This is a genomic window from Providencia alcalifaciens DSM 30120 (assembly GCF_000173415.1).
GTDB lineage: Bacteria > Pseudomonadota > Gammaproteobacteria > Enterobacterales > Enterobacteriaceae > Providencia > Providencia alcalifaciens.
Genome location: NZ_ABXW01000052.1, coordinates 38,430 through 55,096, shown reverse-complemented (window position 1 = coordinate 55,096; position 16,667 = coordinate 38,430). Strand labels below are relative to the sequence as shown.

The 16,667-nt window shown below is 43.7% G+C and carries 18 protein-coding genes; 12 read left to right on the top strand and 6 right to left on the bottom strand.

The genetic code is table 11. The annotated features are described in order from the left end of the window. Positions 1-227: 227 nt before the first annotated feature. Complete coding sequence (locus PROVALCAL_RS12175) at positions 228-1,286, top strand: NAD(P)H-dependent flavin oxidoreductase (RefSeq protein WP_036974130.1); 1,059 nt, start codon at positions 228-230, stop codon at positions 1,284-1,286. Positions 1,287-1,330: 44 nt separating this feature from the next. Here PROVALCAL_RS12175 and yhjD read toward each other — a convergent pair whose 3' ends face one another. Next, positions 1,331-2,323, bottom strand: a complete 993-nt coding sequence (gene yhjD / locus PROVALCAL_RS12170; RefSeq protein WP_006659577.1) for an inner membrane protein YhjD — start codon at positions 2,321-2,323, stop codon at positions 1,331-1,333. Positions 2,324-2,498: 175 nt separating this feature from the next. Then, entirely contained in the window at positions 2,499-2,900 is a 402-nt protein-coding gene (locus tag PROVALCAL_RS12165) for a DUF1090 domain-containing protein (protein WP_006663049.1), read from the bottom strand. Between the two features lie 230 nt (positions 2,901-3,130). Here PROVALCAL_RS12165 and PROVALCAL_RS12160 point away from each other — a divergent pair, with 230 nt between their 5' ends. The 4 genes from PROVALCAL_RS12160 to PROVALCAL_RS12145 all read left to right on the top strand — a co-directional run bounded on the left by PROVALCAL_RS12160 (position 3,131) and on the right by PROVALCAL_RS12145 (position 7,722). After that, positions 3,131-3,973 carry a 23S rRNA (adenine(2030)-N(6))-methyltransferase RlmJ gene (locus PROVALCAL_RS12160; RefSeq protein WP_006659575.1) on the top strand — a complete coding sequence of 281 codons (843 nt, stop codon included), beginning with the start codon at positions 3,131-3,133 and terminating at the stop codon, positions 3,971-3,973. Between the two features lie 117 nt (positions 3,974-4,090). Further along, complete coding sequence (gorA, locus tag PROVALCAL_RS12155) at positions 4,091-5,443, top strand: glutathione-disulfide reductase (protein WP_006659574.1); 1,353 nt, start codon at positions 4,091-4,093, stop codon at positions 5,441-5,443. Positions 5,444-5,610: 167 nt separating this feature from the next. Then, positions 5,611-6,570, top strand: coding sequence for an SAM-dependent methyltransferase (locus tag PROVALCAL_RS12150; RefSeq protein ID WP_006659573.1), 960 nt, complete (start codon positions 5,611-5,613; stop codon positions 6,568-6,570). Between the two features lie 12 nt (positions 6,571-6,582). Then, on the top strand, positions 6,583-7,722 hold the full coding sequence (locus tag PROVALCAL_RS12145; RefSeq protein WP_006659572.1) for a terpene synthase family protein: 1,140 nt from the start codon (positions 6,583-6,585) through the stop codon (positions 7,720-7,722). A gap of 8 nt (positions 7,723-7,730) precedes the next feature. On the opposite strand, the gene PROVALCAL_RS12140 is transcribed toward PROVALCAL_RS12145, so the two are convergent. Continuing rightward, entirely contained in the window at positions 7,731-8,330 is a 600-nt protein-coding gene (locus PROVALCAL_RS12140; RefSeq protein ID WP_006659571.1) for a glutathione S-transferase family protein, read from the bottom strand. Between the two features lie 50 nt (positions 8,331-8,380). Next, positions 8,381-9,079, bottom strand: coding sequence for a helix-turn-helix transcriptional regulator (locus tag PROVALCAL_RS12135; protein ID WP_006659570.1), 699 nt, complete (start codon positions 9,077-9,079; stop codon positions 8,381-8,383). 219 nt (positions 9,080-9,298) lie between these two features. On the opposite strand from PROVALCAL_RS12135, the gene PROVALCAL_RS12130 reads away from it, so the two are divergent. From PROVALCAL_RS12130 to PROVALCAL_RS12105, 6 genes are read left to right on the top strand one after another with little or no spacing between them, the layout of a single operon-like run. Next, the gene (locus PROVALCAL_RS12130) at positions 9,299-10,516 is read left to right on the top strand and encodes an ABC transporter substrate-binding protein (protein WP_006659569.1); all 1,218 of its coding nucleotides are present in this window, start codon (positions 9,299-9,301) and stop codon (positions 10,514-10,516) included. A 48-nt stretch (positions 10,517-10,564) separates the two neighbouring features. Further along, on the top strand, positions 10,565-11,428 hold the full coding sequence (locus tag PROVALCAL_RS12125) for a carbohydrate ABC transporter permease (protein ID WP_039861955.1): 864 nt from the start codon (positions 10,565-10,567) through the stop codon (positions 11,426-11,428). 2 nt (positions 11,429-11,430) lie between these two features. After that, on the top strand, positions 11,431-12,243 hold the full coding sequence (locus PROVALCAL_RS12120) for a carbohydrate ABC transporter permease (RefSeq protein WP_006659567.1): 813 nt from the start codon (positions 11,431-11,433) through the stop codon (positions 12,241-12,243). Positions 12,244-12,255: 12 nt separating this feature from the next. Then, the gene (locus PROVALCAL_RS12115; RefSeq protein WP_006659566.1) at positions 12,256-13,296 is read left to right on the top strand and encodes an ABC transporter ATP-binding protein; all 1,041 of its coding nucleotides are present in this window, start codon (positions 12,256-12,258) and stop codon (positions 13,294-13,296) included. Continuing rightward, entirely contained in the window at positions 13,286-14,026 is a 741-nt protein-coding gene (locus tag PROVALCAL_RS12110; protein WP_006659565.1) for a ribonuclease Z, read from the top strand. The genes PROVALCAL_RS12115 and PROVALCAL_RS12110 overlap by 11 nt, the downstream gene beginning before the upstream one ends. Continuing rightward, positions 14,023-15,036 carry a LacI family DNA-binding transcriptional regulator gene (locus PROVALCAL_RS12105; RefSeq protein ID WP_006659564.1) on the top strand — a complete coding sequence of 338 codons (1,014 nt, stop codon included), beginning with the start codon at positions 14,023-14,025 and terminating at the stop codon, positions 15,034-15,036. The genes PROVALCAL_RS12110 and PROVALCAL_RS12105 overlap by 4 nt, the downstream gene beginning before the upstream one ends. Before the next feature lie 35 nt (positions 15,037-15,071). On the opposite strand, the gene mobB is transcribed toward PROVALCAL_RS12105, so the two are convergent. After that, positions 15,072-15,590, bottom strand: a complete 519-nt coding sequence (gene mobB, locus PROVALCAL_RS12100; RefSeq protein WP_006659563.1) for a molybdopterin-guanine dinucleotide biosynthesis protein MobB — start codon at positions 15,588-15,590, stop codon at positions 15,072-15,074. A 2-nt stretch (positions 15,591-15,592) separates the two neighbouring features. Further along, entirely contained in the window at positions 15,593-16,180 is a 588-nt protein-coding gene (mobA, locus tag PROVALCAL_RS12095) for a molybdenum cofactor guanylyltransferase MobA (RefSeq protein WP_006659562.1), read from the bottom strand. Positions 16,181-16,394: 214 nt separating this feature from the next. Between mobA and PROVALCAL_RS12090 the strand changes: the two genes are divergently transcribed. Beyond that, on the top strand, positions 16,395-16,664 hold the full coding sequence (locus PROVALCAL_RS12090; RefSeq protein ID WP_006659561.1) for a YihD family protein: 270 nt from the start codon (positions 16,395-16,397) through the stop codon (positions 16,662-16,664). Positions 16,665-16,667: the final 3 nt, after the last annotated feature.

Here is a 16,667-nt window from a genome sequence, read left to right as displayed (position 1 = left end):
TGGACTCTCTGTATCTTAGTGATGTTATGGTGATAACAGAAACGCTTAAAATGCGTTTAATGCGCTAATTTTATGATAGTCATGAGAAATGCGGTCGCTATCACATTCCGATAAACAGTTAGGTTCATTGGGAAAATATTGGGATAGAATGATAAAGATACATATTATATGCAATTTATTAACATGTCATTCATCTGTCGCGTAAGCATAAAAAGGAAAGGGAAAGTATGAATAACTCGAATGTATTGCGGCATCGCCTCAATCTACGTTATCCGATTATTCAAGCACCGATGGCAGTGGTTTCTACGCCTGCTTTGGTTGCTGCTGTTTGTGAAGCGGGCGGATTAGGCTCCCTTGCTTTAGGTGCGTGTTCGGTAGAGCAAGCTCGAACATTGATAGCGGCGACTCAAGCGTTAACGGATAAGCCCTTCAATGTAAATGTGTTTTGCCATGCGACACCACAGCGTAATAGTCAAAATGAGCAGGCTTGGCTGACACATTTACAGCCAAAATTTCAACAATTTAATCGCCAATCTCCGGAACAATTGGATGAAATCTATCTTTCATTCTTGGATAACCCTGCGATGCTACAGCTCTTCTTGGAAATGCAACCTGCGGTAGTGAGCTTTCATTTTAATGTGCCGTCTCGTGAAATTATCAACACCTTGAAAGAAAAAGGTATTTTCACGATGGCGACGGCGACCAATTTGCAAGAAGCGCGATTAATCGAAGATGCAGGTATTGATGCCATTGTTGCTCAAGGAATTGAGGCAGGCGGGCATCGTGGCATGTTTGATGTACAAGCCAAAGATGAGGAACTCACGACTAATCAGCTGGTGGCATTGTTAGCCAAGCATACCCAGTTGCCAATTATTGCAACAGGGGGAATTATGGATGGTGCTGATATTAAACAAGCACTTTCTCATGGCGCATCTGCGGCTCAATTAGGCACTGCATTTTTGTTGTGTCCTGAATCTGCGGCAAACGATGGATATCGCCGTAAATTAAAGAGTCAAACCACAGATAATACCCATTTAACGGCTGCAATATCCGGTCGACCTGCCCGTGGCATTTTTAATGAGTTTATGCAGACAGGGCAGCAGTATGATGTGAGTAAATTACCCGATTACCCCATAGCTTATGATGTTGGTAAGCAGCTTAATGCAGCAGCAACCCAGTCTGGTAGTGATGATTATGCGGCTCATTGGGCAGGGCAAAATGTGGCGAAAGTGCGTGAAATGAGCGCAAAAGATTTAATGGAAACGTTGGTGAAAGAGATGGTGTAAGAGAGTTAGGGGAATGATGAACAGCTCATTCCCCTTTGTTGACGTTAAGACATGAGTACGTCTTGGGTTGTGCTTTTTGGCTCATCGGTGGCAATCCAAGCTGCACAAAATAACGTTAATCGGGCAAAAAAATAGAAAAATGCCATTAATCCCAGCACCGAACCGAAAGCTGCTCCTGATGGTGATGATGCTAAGGTAGGTAAAATCCACGTCATAATCGATTTGATAATTTCAAAACCAATTGCAGCTAGCAACGTTCCTTTTAATAGTGAACGGCGTCGGTGTTGCATGCGCGGTAATATCCAGAAAATCCACAAAAATAATAAGAAGTTGGCGGTAATGGAGATTGCTAAGCCAATCAGTGTCCAAACGGGCTTAAGCCACTCGATGCTGTCTAATCCAAGCGTACTAACAATCGTCGCTTGCGCAGAACCTGCGACAGACGTTAGGGTAATGGTGACAATAAGCGCAATAAGTAAGCCAATGAGGGCAAAAAAGTCACGAACATAACGGAAAATGATATTTTCTTGTTCTGCTTCGTTACGCTCCCATACTGTTCGAGATTGTGCCAAAATCGCCAAACGTAAGTTATTTACCCAGTTAACCCCAGAGTAAACGGCTAAGGCTAAACCAGTTAATCCCACGGTGGTACGCTGGCGGATTGCTGTGTCGATAGTTTGCTCAAGTGTATTGGCTAACGTCGGATCAGTGATATTTGCGGAAATACCACGAATGAGCTTCTCAAGTAATTCAGGATTACTGGCTAACACGAAACCCGCCGCAGCGAAGCTAAACATTAGTACAGGGATCAGGGATAAAAACGAGAAATAGGTAATTGCGGCACCAAACTGGTTGCCCATTCTATCGGTAAAACGTTGGGCAGTGCGGATTAAATGCGCAATAAATGGAATTGCACAAACAAAATCGACCACTCTCATTGAGAACGTTAGGGCTTTTTTACTACCATCTAGGCTTTTGTTTAGAGTGGATTTTAATTTGTTGGTCTCTTTTTGTTGCTCATCTTGCATGTCTGACATGCGTTCCCCTTTTCACTGCTTAATCAAAATATGCTTATAATTCACCATTCTATATTATTTTATACTATAGCCTATGTTTGTTGGTAATTTCACCCCATGCCGTTATTTATCCTAAATTAGGCATGGGGTGAGGTGAAAAATAAAATATAACTATTTGATTATATTTATTTTTCTATTAAAGCGTGTCTTTGTAGATATCCGCAAGATCTTGGGCTTCTTTCAATTCAGCTTTGGCTTCAGCCACTTTACGCTTATGTTTAGCGATTTTTTCAGGATCACCTTTTTGGATAGATTCTTGTAACTCAGCTTCGCGTTCAGCGACTTTTTCTTGTTTCTCAGCGATTTTCTCCTGGCTATCACGATAGAGTGAATCGGATGTGCAGTAGCGAGTCACATTGTCGAGAGCACGTTCAAGCCCATTGATGCGATATGTATTACCATGCTCTTTCGCATATTTGAGCTGAGTTTCAATCTTCTGTTTTTTAATTTCACAACCCTGTGATGAATTTCCAGCCATTGCAGAGTTATTCACTAAAAATAAGGTTAAAATGGAGGATATTATGAATACTCGTTTCATTGGTTTTCCTTGTTATGGTTTTAAATTTTGCTTAGGATAACTTTTCGGCAAAGAAAGGTCATGTGTAATTTTGTCATGTTTTGTCACTATGACAATCCCATCAAATTTTAGCTATAATGGCGCGAAAGAAATTATTCGGTCTATTTTTCATTCAACAGACCTTCTTTACAGACTCTATTTAACAGCGTTCACAATGGTGACCGCTGAATTCCTCAGGAAATAAACGCGACATGTTAAGTTATCGTCACAGCTTTCACGCAGGCAACCATGCGGATGTTCTCAAACATACGGTGCAAAGTCTGATTATTGAATCTCTTAAAGAAAAAGAGAAACCATTTCTGTATCTGGATACGCATTCCGGTGCGGGTCGCTACCAATTAACCAGCGAACATGCAGAAAAAACAGGGGAGTATCTCGAAGGGATTGCACGTATTTGGGAGCAACCAGATTTACCTGAGGAACTTCTCCCGTATATGAACATTGTGCGTCGTTTAAACGAAAATGGGCGCTTACGTTATTATCCGGGTTCGCCATTATTAGCGAAATATTTACTGCGTGAAGACGATAAACTGGTTTTAACCGAGTTACACTCTAGTGATTACCCATTACTGCGTACTGAGTTTTCTCGTGACAGCCGCGCGCAAGTGTCTCGTGAAGATGGTTACCAACAATTAAAATCAAAATTACCACCTCAAAGTCGTCGTGGTTTTATGCTGATGGACCCACCTTATGAGATGAAATCAGATTACGAAGCCGTCGTAAAAGCCGTTATGGAAGGTTATAAACGTTTCGCAACTGGCACTTATGCGATTTGGTACCCAGTGGTACTACGCCAGCAAATTAAGCGTATGGTTCATCAATTAGAAGCAACGGGGATCCGTAAAATTCTGCAAATTGAATTAGCCGTGCGCCCTGATAGTGACCAGCGCGGAATGACCGCATCGGGCATGATTGTGATTAACCCGCCTTGGAAACTTGAGCAGCAGATGAAAAATGTCCTGCCGTGGTTACATAAAACACTGGTGCCAGAAGGTACTGGACATACATTAGTTGAGTGGATTGTACCTGAGTAACAATAGACTCTGGCTATTGCAGTAACAGGCAATAGCTATCTTAAATGTTTATGTTTACATAGCATAATAAGAGAATATTAACGTATTCGTAATTCAACAAATGGGAATAACCAAGTTATGAGCAAACATTACGACTATATTGCAATTGGCGGCGGTAGCGGCGGTATTGCGTCAATGAACCGTGCCGCGATGTACGGACAAAAGTGCGCCCTAATTGAAGGCAAAGAGTTAGGCGGCACTTGTGTTAACGTCGGTTGTGTACCGAAAAAAGTGATGTGGCATGCAGCGCAAATTTCCGAAGCGATTCGTGCATATGGTCCAGACTATGGTTTTGACACCACCATCAATGATTTCAATTGGAAGAAATTAATTGAAAGTCGTACTGCTTATATCGACCGTATTCATCAATCTTATGACCGCGTGCTGGGTAATAATAAAGTTGACGTAATTAAAGGTTTTGCCCGTTTCGTTGATGCGCATACTGTTGAAGTCAATGGTGAAATCTACACTGCGGATCATATTCTGATCGCAACAGGTGGACGCCCAGTGATCCCCGCGATCCCCGGAGCAGAATATGGCATGACTTCCGATGGCTTCTTTGAATTGGAAGCGTTACCAAAACGCGTTGCTGTTGTCGGTGCTGGCTATATTGCGGTTGAACTGGCAGGTGTATTGAATGGTTTAGGTAGCGAAGCACATCTGTTTGTTCGTAAACATGCGCCTCTACGCGCTTTTGACCCACTCATCGTTGAAACGCTAGTGGAAGTGATGAACACCGAAGGTCCAACACTGCATACTGAATCCATTCCGAAAGAAGTGGTAAAAAATGCAGATGGTTCACTGACACTTAAATTAGAAAATGGTCACGAGCAAACCGTTGATGCGTTGATTTGGGCAATCGGTCGTGAGCCAATGACGGATAACCTGAACATTGAAGCGGCGGGTGTTGAACTGAACGCGAAAGGGTATATCAAGGTCGATAAGTACCAAAATACCAATGTAGCGGGTGTTTATGCTGTCGGTGATAACACGGGTGCTGTTGAATTAACGCCTGTTGCGGTTGCTGCGGGTCGTCGTTTATCTGAGCGTTTATTTAACAACAAACCAGATGAGCATTTAGATTATTCCAACATACCTACGGTTGTATTCAGCCATCCACCAATTGGTACAGTGGGTTTAACTGAGCCAGAAGCGATTGAAAAATATGGCTCAGATGCCGTGAAATGCTATAAATCTTCATTTACCGCGATGTATACCGCAGTCACTTCTCATCGCCAACCATGCCGCATGAAGCTGGTATGTGTGGGTGAAGATGAAAAAATTGTTGGTATTCATGGGATTGGTTTTGGTATGGATGAGATTCTGCAAGGCTTTGCGGTTGCACTAAAAATGGGCGCAACCAAGAAAGATTTCGACAATACCGTCGCAATCCATCCAACCGCTGCAGAAGAGTTCGTGACAATGCGTTAAGCATTTGCGTGTAAATAAGTCATAAAAAAGAAGGTCAGATAATATCTGGCCTTTTTACTTTTTAATTCCCTCGAAAGGTTCTTATCAGCCCCTATTAATTTTTACATTATTAATTGGGCGTGCTTCCTATTATCTTCCCTCCATCATTTATTTTTTGTGGAGTAGATATGGATCCGTTGCTTTCTGATGGTGTGCCACAATGTGGTGCAAAATACCATGTAATTCACAGCGTTCAACATGATGAATATGGCGATAAAGTCGCTTTAACTTACAGTGAAGACCCCGAAAAATGGAAAAAAGCGATTGGCGAATTATTGCTGTTCCAATTTGGTGTTTATGATGGTCCTTTCATTGCCAATGAAAACTATCTCGATGGTAGGCTCTTGTCATCGTTAGATAAATCAGGATTACGACATCTCAATCAGCAGCTTTTTCTGGCGGGTGTTACGGGATCCAACAGACCAGCGGTGGGACGAATTCTGGATCTAGGGTGTGGCTGGGGATATACGCTGAAATATTTAGCCGAATACTTTACGGAATGTGCCACCCTAGATGGCATTAATATTAGCGTCCAACAGCTTGATTATTGCGATCAACTCTATAGTGACGAGCGGCTTCGTAAGCGAATCAATCTGTATTTATGCCAAGCTCATGACCTCTCATTATTACCCGATGAAGAAAAATATTATGACTTAGCGATTATTCGCGGCGTCATTTCCCATTTCACCAACGATGTTTTCGAAAAAGTATTTTCTGTGCTATATCCAAGATTGCGTAAGGGTGGAAAAATTATCATTTCAGATAATTTATACAATATAGAATTGGATGAATATCAGTCAGATACCCCCGATGAAGTTGACCGATTAGCTTGCAAATACCGCAAAACTCCCAAGTATGTTCGGCAAGTTATTGAACATAGCGGATTCGTTATTAACGATTTTCGGGTGCTACCGTCAAATATTGATGTCGCCCGTTGGTTAATGGAATCCAAAGCCAATATTGAACGCCATTTCCCTGAAGGTGTCGATGGGGCTTTAGAAGAGCTACGGGTTTTAGCCGAAAACTTCTCTGTCGCGCTGTTAAAAAACAAAGTTTCCACTTACAGCATCATTGTCGAAAAAAAATAAAGAGGTCATTGCATGCCATTACAACTTCCTCCTCTACCTCACCCATTTTTACCCGCTATTCATCCTAGCTTTTATCCCAACAATCCCACACCTTATATTCAACTTGATGAGTATGACCATCACCCATTTGAAAAAGTCACTCGGGACTATGCTGACCACTTTGAGTTATACGCTGATGACACCCAACGAGCGCGGCTGGCAAACTGTCATTGTGCATGGTTTGGTTCGTTAATGTTCCCGGTCGGCAGTGATGAGCTACTGCAAATCGGCATTGATTTTTGTATGTGGTCAATTGCTTACGACGATGAATACTGCGATGAGGGGGAAGTCGCACATCAACCTGAAAAGCTGATTCAATATTCAGCAGAGATTTGGCGACAATTTGAGGTGCCGGAATACAAGCTATCTAATGATCGATACGCGCTTGCTGCGCGCGACCTACGTATTCGCTTAGATAAATACGCAACGGCAGAACAAACCGCGAGATTTGTGGAGTATATGCGGGTGTATATGATGGCAGAAATGTGGAAAGCCGTGAACCCAGCCCCTTCATTGAATGACTATATGACGATCCGTTTAACGGGAGGTGGCGCACTTGCTTTTCCGACATTAGGGCACATTATTGCAAATGTGGATATTGCTCAGCGTGACTATGAAAATCGTAAAGTTCGCGTGTTATTTGAAGCGCTAGCTAACTTAATGGTATGGGAAGCGGAGCCTCACGCTTATATCAAAGAATCTGTACGTGGTGCGACGGATGAAGAACATAATTTAATTCGTGTGCTGATGCGTGAGCGTCAATATGGGTTCGATGAGGCAATTCAGGAATATTTGGAGATGCGTGATCGGCTACTTGGGCTGATTTTGCGTTTGAAAAAAGATATTGAAAAAGAAGCCCCTGCGGGTGTCTGCGAATATATTGAAACGTTGATTCGCTACTATATGGGCGCGACAGTCTGGTCACAAAACACACGACGCTATAAATCTATCAGCGGTCAGGGCGGAGAGAGTGTATTTGAGGGAGGGCGTTTGACGGAGCAACTTCCAGAGTCACAATTTAATGCAACTCAGCCGATTGATTTTGATGCGGTTCGTTGGTGGTGGCATTACGATCCCTTGAATTCATTCGACATGTTTTCAAGGGATGCGTAGAGAACGTACTACATCGCCAGCAGCGCAGCAATCTCTGGGTGTATTGCTAAGTTATCCATATATTTTTGCATCGCAGGGGTGGCGGTATAGTTGCAATATTTAGTTAAAAACATCACAAAGCAGCCCACATATACGTCAACTGCCATCAATGTTTCACCGCAAATATAGGGCTTGGCACTGGCAAGGCAGACATCTAGAGTCGCTAAAGTGCGTTCAACGCTGCCAAAGCCTGACGACTTTTGCTGTTCTTCTGTTAATTCCACACCTAAATCAAGGACGGTAAACGCAGATTCAATCGGACCTGCGGTGAATAAAAACCAGCGGTAATAAGCACCACGCTCAGGGCTATTGAGTGCTGGAGCAAAGCCTTTTTCAATAAATTTATCGGCTAAATAAAGACAAATCGCCGCACATTCAGTAACAATGACATCTCCATCAACTAATGCGGGCACTTTTGCCATCGGATTAATGGCAAGGTATTCCTTGGTGTGCATCTCTGCACCATAAGCTAATTCAATGCGCTTATAGGGAACGTCCATCATTTTTAAGAGTAATTCAGCGGTATTGCCGCGGGACATTGCATTGGTAAATAGAACTAGCTCGCTCATCGTGATTTTCCTTAAATGAAGTAGAGCACTCACTATAGGCGAGAGCAGTGTCAGAAATTGTCAGGAGTGACACACAAGACTTCTTGTTGCCAACGGGTGAGTAAATAGCCTTTCGGGTAGGGAAGTGTCTCGCTTAACACGGTGTAAGATTGCATTCTATCTAAGCGGAAATGGCGATAGCTTTGGCGCAGCTCGCACCACGCGGCTAACACTTGGGTATCTTTCATATAGCCCACCGCAATCGGCCAAATAATCCGTTCACTGGGTTGCCCTTTAATATCCATATACGCTATTTTGGCTTTGCGCTCTTCCCGTAAACTCAAGCGCAAATTTTTAGCCACATGCTCGTCAACTTCATTAAGTTGAGTTGTCGGGGCAAATAAAGTATTACTGTTTAGGATGATCTGCGCCTCTTTACCCACCATGGCATTAATTTTATTGAGCGTGCGTAGCGCTGAATTTTTGAGTTCTGTATCAGCGTTACTTTTTACCCAGCGTAACCCTAAAATCAGCGCTTCCAATTCATTTTCATCGAACATCAATGGTGGCAGTAATAATCCGCTTTTTAACTGATAACCGATGCCAGCTTCACCAGTAATTTCAGCCCCTTGGTCGCGTAGCGATTCAATATCACGATAAATGGAACGAACACTCACTTCTAACTGACAGGCAAGGGCGTCTGCGGTAACCGGATAGCGATTCTCTTTCAGGATCTGGATCAGCGTGAGTAGGCGTTGGGTGCGAGTCATTCAGCTCTCAATTAGGATGTTATGCAAGTTATTGTCATCATACTAAAGAAAGTAGCAATGTAATGCTAATCGTCTTCACTACACTCCATAAAACCTTCACTTCTTATTCATCTCACTGTCATCTCCCCGCCGTAGCCTGCCATGGCAATTTGAACGCGCGTGCAAAAAAAATCACTTAACAAAAATTCGTACTGCAAAACCAAACACTAGGAGAAGCAAATGATTAAGCGCACATTATTGGCATCAGCTCTGATCGCCTCAACATTTGGCGCTAGCGCCGCAGAATTAGTTATTGCCGGTCGAGACAGTGGTTACGGTGATGCGATGCAGTTTGTTGTCGATGAATATAAAAAAAATAATCCAAAAGCAGAAATCACGCTAGTGAAGCGTCCAAGTAAAGGGTTATACGAAAGCGTCGTGCTCTCCATGCGCGAAAAGACGGGCAACTATGATGTGATTTTAATGGACGACACATGGGCACCTGAGTTCCTTGCTAATAAGTGGTTATCTCCGCTTCCTGATGCATTACACGATAAAGACTTTATTCAATCCACCGTGGATATTGGTCGCCAAGATGGTCAAGGGGCGACCTATGCGTTACCAATGGTAGGTAATGTGGCGATGTTCGCTTGGAATAAAGACCTCTTCGACCAGTACAAACTTCAGCAACCGAAAACATGGACGGATGTGTTGAACTCAGCGAAAACCATTAGCCAAGATGGCAAAGCCAATGGCGTGGTTTATCGTGGTGTGAAAGGTAACCCGATCGTGACGGGATTTTTACCAATTCTGTGGGGATATGGTGGCGATGTTGTTGATGCTAACGGTAAACCAACCTTAAATACTCCACAAGCCAAACAAGCGTTAGAAACGTTCTTGGCGATGAAGCAATATGCACCGAAAGGTGTCGATGTGTATAACGCCGATGAAGTGCGTGATGCGTTACAAAAAGGCACAGCGGCGATGGCAATCGAAGTGTGGCCAGCATGGGTGCCTGATCTTGATAATGCCAAGGTATCAAATGTGGTGGGTAAAATGGAAATGATGGCACCTCCCGCAGAAACAGGGCAGTCAGCACCAATGTTAGGTATTTGGCAGTTAGCCATTCCGGCGGATGCGAAAAACAAAGCAGAAGCCGAGCAATTCCTCGCATTTGCTAGCAGTGCAGCGATGCAAAAAGCCTTAGCGCTAAATTTTGGTACGCCACCTACCCGTCATAGTGTGTATGCAGACCCGCAAGTCGTAAATCAATACCGTTGGTACCCACAACAAGCCGCCGCATTAGAGGCCGGTAAAGCGCGCCCACGTATTCAAAATTGGGCAGAAGTGGAAAGTATTCTTGGGGACTTTTTACAAATGGCGATGATGGGGCAAATGACCGCAGATCAAGCTTTGGAACAAGCACAAAAACGTATTGAACGTAGCACCAAAAAATAGTGATGTTTTCATGGCGCTAGCTTCTAGCGCCTTTATGGAATGCTGAGTATGTTATTTGAAAATCGTAAACAGCTGTTTTGGCTACTTTTCCCCGCACTTATTATGCTGGGATTATTGACGCTGTATCCCATCGTATCCGTGCTGTATCACGCATTTGGGCAGGTAGATTATATCGATGATAGTTATCACTTTATTGGCTGGTCAAACTTTTCTGAATTGTTCGATGACTTTTTCTTTCTGGCTGCCATCAAAAATACGTTCATTTTTACGCTAGTAGCGTCCATCGCCCAGGTTCTCTTAGGACTGTGGCTAGCACTGCTGTTTAACCGTCAATTTGCTGGGCGAAAATTTGCTTTACCTATCATTATCTACCCAATGATGCTCTCCACACTGGTGTGTTCATCGATTTGGCGCTCTTGGTATAACTATGATTTTGGTTTTTTAAATAGTTTGCTGGTGGCTATCGGGCTACCCACCCAAGAGTGGTTATTCAATCCGAATTTAGCCCTGTATGCCATTGCATTAGTTGATACATGGCAATGGACACCGATGGCATTTCTGATCATTTTGGCGGGTTTACAGTCCATTCCTAAAGATATTGGCGAAGCGGCGATGGTGGATGGTGCAAAAGGTTGGAAATCCTTTATTTACATCACGCTCCCGTTAATCAAAAAACAGCTGATGTTGGCGTTTTTACTGCGTTCTATCGATACATTTAAGTTATTCGACAAAGTGTATGTGATGACAGGTGGGGGGCCAGGCAACTCCACCGAGACATTATCGATGTTTGTCTATAAATACGGTTTTCGATTCTTCGATTTAGGCATGGCGAGCGCGGCGGCATTAGTGATGCTGGCGATTTCATTAGTGATGACGTTGATTTATGCCCGTAACGTCATGAAAGGGCGCTGATTATGAAAGCAAAAATACATACGTTAATTGTTTGGATTGCCGTTTTTAGTATGACGCTACCCATTATTTGGATGTTTGGCACAGCGTTTAAATCACCCTCTGAAATTTTGCAATCGGGGGCTAAGCTATTACCTAGCCAGCCGAGTTTCTCGGCATTTAAATCCTTATTTGAAGGGGATTTGCTGAGGTTAATTGGTAACACCATTTTAATTTCTGTAGGGGCTACCGCACTCTCTGTGATACTCGCTTTTTTTTGTGCTTACGCCTTAGTGCGTTATCGCTTTCCCGCAAAGCTCGATAACGTGTTTTTACTGGGTGTTTTAATTATCAAAATGATGCCGCCCATTGTCATTGCTATTCCGCTTTATTCTCTGATGAATCACGTTGGGTTACTTAACACGCGTATCGGACTGATTTTGTCTTATCAGGTGTATACCTTGCCGTTTTGTATTTGGATGCTGCTTGGGTTTATCCGCGATATTCCGTTAGAAATTGAAGAAGCGGGCGCGATGGATGGCGCAAATCTATTACGCCGTTTGGGTTATATTGTTTTTCCTCTCTGTGCACCGGGGCTAGTGGCAACAGCAATTTTCTCCATGATCCTAGGCTGGAATGAGTTCTTGTTTTCACTGTTATTTATTCATACGCCGGACAAATTCACCCTCCCACTGTTTATCTCTAATTTTATGACAGAAGACGGCACTGCATGGGGTGAAATGATGGCGATAGGGATTGTTTCTTCACTGCCAATGCTGGCACTTGCGGGTTATATGCAGCGTTATTTACTACGTGGTTTCTCGATGGGATTGAAATAATAGGCACTTATCATGAAAAAACTTGAACTCATTCAAATTGGTAAAAGTTACGGGGGACACTGCGTAATCCCACAAGTCGATTTAACGATCGATGAGGGTGAATTTGTGGTGTTTGTGGGACCTTCTGGCTGTGGAAAGTCCACATTGCTGCGCATGATTGCAGGGCTGGAATCGATAACAGCAGGAGAACTGCGACTGAATGGTCAGCGCTTGAATGATGTGCATCCCTCGCTGAGGCATGTGGCAATGGTGTTCCAGTCTTATGCGTTATACCCCCATATGAGTGTCGAGAAAAATATGGGATTCCCGCTCAAAATGGCGGGTATGAGCGCTCGGGATATTACTCAGAAAGTTCGCGCTACCGCCGAAAACTTACAGCTGACGCATTTACTTGGTCGCTTACCATCAGCGCTTTCTGGCGGGCAACGCCAGCGTGTCGCCATTGGTCGTGCAATTGTGCGTGACCCCGAACTCTTTTTATTTGATGAACCGCTGTCGAATCTTGATGCTAAGTTACGCGGCGAGATGCGTATTTACTTGAAACAGCTTCATCAAAACCTAAAGGCCACCATGATTTATGTGACACATGACCAAGTTGAGGCTATGACCTTAGCCGACCGCATCGTCGTCTTAAATCAAGGGCGCATTGAGCAAGTAGGTACGCCAGAAGCGCTATATAACCAACCTGCGAATAAGTTTGTAGCGTCATTTATTGGCTCTCCGGTGATGAACTTTATGACACCACAAGTATTTAATTCGATAGATAGGCGATTACCGATTGAGGCGGCATATGTGGGGGTTCGTCCTAATCAAGTCGTGGTAGACAATCAACACCCCGATGCACTCATGCCAATTTCTGTCGTGGAGCCTCTTGGGCATTCACGTCTCTATTATGGTTCATTACAAGGTCAACACTTTGTGGTGGAAAGTGATCAGGCTTATGTTGCGGGTGATGCGCTGCCGATTAACGTTGGGCGCTCGGCGTTACATTTTTTTGATGCGCAGGAACAACGGATTGAGCCCCAACAAATAAGGACGAACCATGCAGCCTAGTTTTCAAATTACCGTCGTAGGAACGGGGGATGCTTATGACAGTGAGCGGACAAACGCCAGTATCTTGGTGGAAGAATTCGGTTACCAATTGTTAGTAGATTGTGGTCCGTCAGTTCCTCAAGCGCTGTTTGGAAAAATGCATGTGGAGGACTTGGACGCAATTTATCTGACGCATACCCATCCTGATCACTGTTTGGGATTAACGTCTTTGCTGAATTGGATGGATTCATACCAGCGTAAGCACCCACTGACGATTATTGCTCAGCGGGAACAATGGGTGCTATTAGCGCCGCTTCTTGCCTTTGCCCATTGGCCTAAAGCGCAATTAGGTTTTGAAATCATCCAACAAAATAGTGAAGAGATTCAATTTATTGGTGATTGGAAAGTGACAACGGCGTTAACGCAGCATTCGGTGAGTAATCGTAGCTTGCACCTGACGGCGAATTCGGGGCGCAGCCTGTTTTACTCAGGGGATGGTGAAATTTCGCCCCAAGGGGAACAACTGGCGTTACAAAGTGATTGGGTATTTTTGGAGTGTGAAACCCTCGATATTCATCCGAGTCATGGCTCTTGGGCGTCTCTACACCAGCGATTACAAAAGTTATCTCCAAAATCGAATAGCCAATGGCGGCTTTATCATATTGAGCAGCGTTCCCGAGATAGCTTGAGTGAACATATTGTCGAATATCCGTTTCTTCAGTTGGCTCAGCAGGGGGAATGCTTAGCATGATGCACAACCGAAAAGTAACGGCATCCGACGTTGCAGAGATTGCGGGTGTTTCGCGTTCGTCAGTATCTCGGGCGTTTACTGAAGGGGCAAGTATCCACCCGAAAAAACAGCAAAAAATCCTAGAAGCGGCGAAAAAGTTGGGGTATCAACCCAATTTTTTTGCTCGTACGCTCGGTATGCCCTCTCAGAAAAAACGTTCGAATATTGTGGCTATTCTGGTCAGTGATTTATCGAACCCCTATGAGTCTTATTTGTTTGAAGCGTTATCTAGCGCCTTACAAGGCCATGGGAAACAGCCTATGCTGCTGAATGTGAAACAGGCGAGCGATCTTGATGGTGCGATTCTACAACTATCGGGCTACCAAATTGATGGGGTGGTAGCGGTGGTAGGGTCACTTCCTGCGGAACATTTTCATCTGTGCCTAAAGCTCTCGTTACCACTCATTACCTTGGGTCGTGCTGATGCCACAGGGTTGATTCCGTCAGTGCAAACGAATAATCAATTAGCGGGGGAAATGGCGGCAAAATACCTATTAAGTTTAGGATTAAGCAAGCTAGGATTTATGGCAGGAAGAGGGGATGGTCAAGCATCAAATGAACGTTATCAAGGATTTAAGCGTTATTTAATGGCATTAGGTCAGCCAGAACCGATCTGCTTATCAGCAGGAAGCTACCGCTACCAAGCTGGATTTGAGGCAGCATTATTGCATCAACCGCAGATGACATCCTTAGAGGGACTCTTCTGTGCTGCGGACTCTTTGGCACTAGGCGTGATGGATTATTGCCGCCAAAGGTTAAATATCGAGATCCCACAACAATTACGGATAATTGGGTGCGATAATATTCCAATGGCGGGATGGGAAGGGTATCAACTTACAACGTTGGCGCAGCCAGTGAATCGCATTGCTCAGCAAGTCATGATTTTACTGGAAGGGATTTGGACTCAGTCCTGCTATCAACCAAAACTGATTCAGCTGGAACCGGAACTCATCGTGCGAAAAAGTGCATAAAAAACGCCTACAATGAGGCGTTTTGTGTATTTAGGTTACTGGCTTTTTTGCCACCAAGAGACAATGTAATCAGCTACTTGGTCTGGATTATTGATATCCAACTGTGGGACATTGGTATCGATGATTTCGTCGCTGGCGACTGCCACAACATACTCATCAATTAAGCCATTTAAGGGTTTACCAACATCGGATCGGAACAGTGCGATCTTATCGATAGGCTCACCTTTAAAGCCCTCAACTAAGATCAGATCTAATGAGGTAGGATCAAAACGGCTGGCAAGGTAATTCAGGTTCATATCATTGCATTCAGGGGTTTCGGTCATTAATGCCCAGCGTTGATTACTGGCGACTAACGTTTGATCTGCACCTGCTTTGCGTAATTCATAACTGTCTTTGCCCGGTGTATCAATCTCCATATCGTGATGCGTGTGCTTGATTAAGCCGACACGGACATGGCGTTGTCTCAGTAGCGGGATAACTTTTTTGAGTAGGGTGGTTTTTCCGGTTCCACTGTAGGCGGTGATCCCGAGTAAAGGTAACGTGTTCTGGCTCATGATTATTTTTGTTGCAACTCCCAGTTACGGCTATCTTCCGGCGTATTTAAATTAGCAAATGTTCCGGTTTCAGAGGTAAACATGACGCTTTTTGCATCGATTTCACGCATAAATAGCATCAATTTGCGATCCCCTCTTGCGAGGTAATCATCCAAGGTTTTTTGTAGAGACCGATGAATCAGAGTAAATGTGGGGTGTTCTCGCTCATTATCACAGGCGTAGCAGGCAAGATGCTCACCTTTTTCATGAAACATTTTCTCAGCTAAGTCAGTTGGAAATTCAGGAACATCGCAAGGGACAAATAGCAGCCAATCTGTCGTGGCTTGATGCAGTGCGGCTTGCATACCAGCTAACGGACCTGAAAAATCGGTCGTCAAATCGCTAAAGACAGGCAGCTGGCTTTGAGCATATTCGGCGTGATGGCGATTTGCGTTGATCAGTAACCGACCAACTTGTGGCTGTAAGCGTTCAATAATATAGCGGTACAACGGCTTACCCAATAAAGGTATGAGCCCTTTATCTTGTCCTCCCATGCGAGTGCCTTTGCCGCCTGCGAGGATAACGCCTGTAATTGACTGACGAAATGACATGTTCAATATCTCTGAAAATCTTAGCGAAAATGTTTCAACGAACTTAAATAATTTTTTGAGTATAGTTACAGCTAAAATCTATTCTATTTTCCTATAAAATCAATGAATATTAATACAAGAAACGGTTAAACTTTACTTAGATTGACAACTGTTCCCTTTTTCTATTGTAGGATTATTGGTAACTTGTATCGAATATTCGTGATAAGGAATAAACATGAAATGCCATCGTTTAAATGAAGTCATTGAACTTCTGCATCCAGTATGGAAGGACAACTCAGATTTAAATCTCGTGCAACTATTGCAAAAACTGGCTGATGAAGCGGGTTTTAAAGGCAGTTTATCTGAACTGACTGACGACGTATTAATTTATCATCTGAAAATGCGTGGTACTGATAGTAATGCGGTTATCCCTGGTATTCAAAAAGATTACGAGGATGATTTTAAAACGGCGATTTTGCGCGCGCGTGGCATCATAAAAGACTAAATG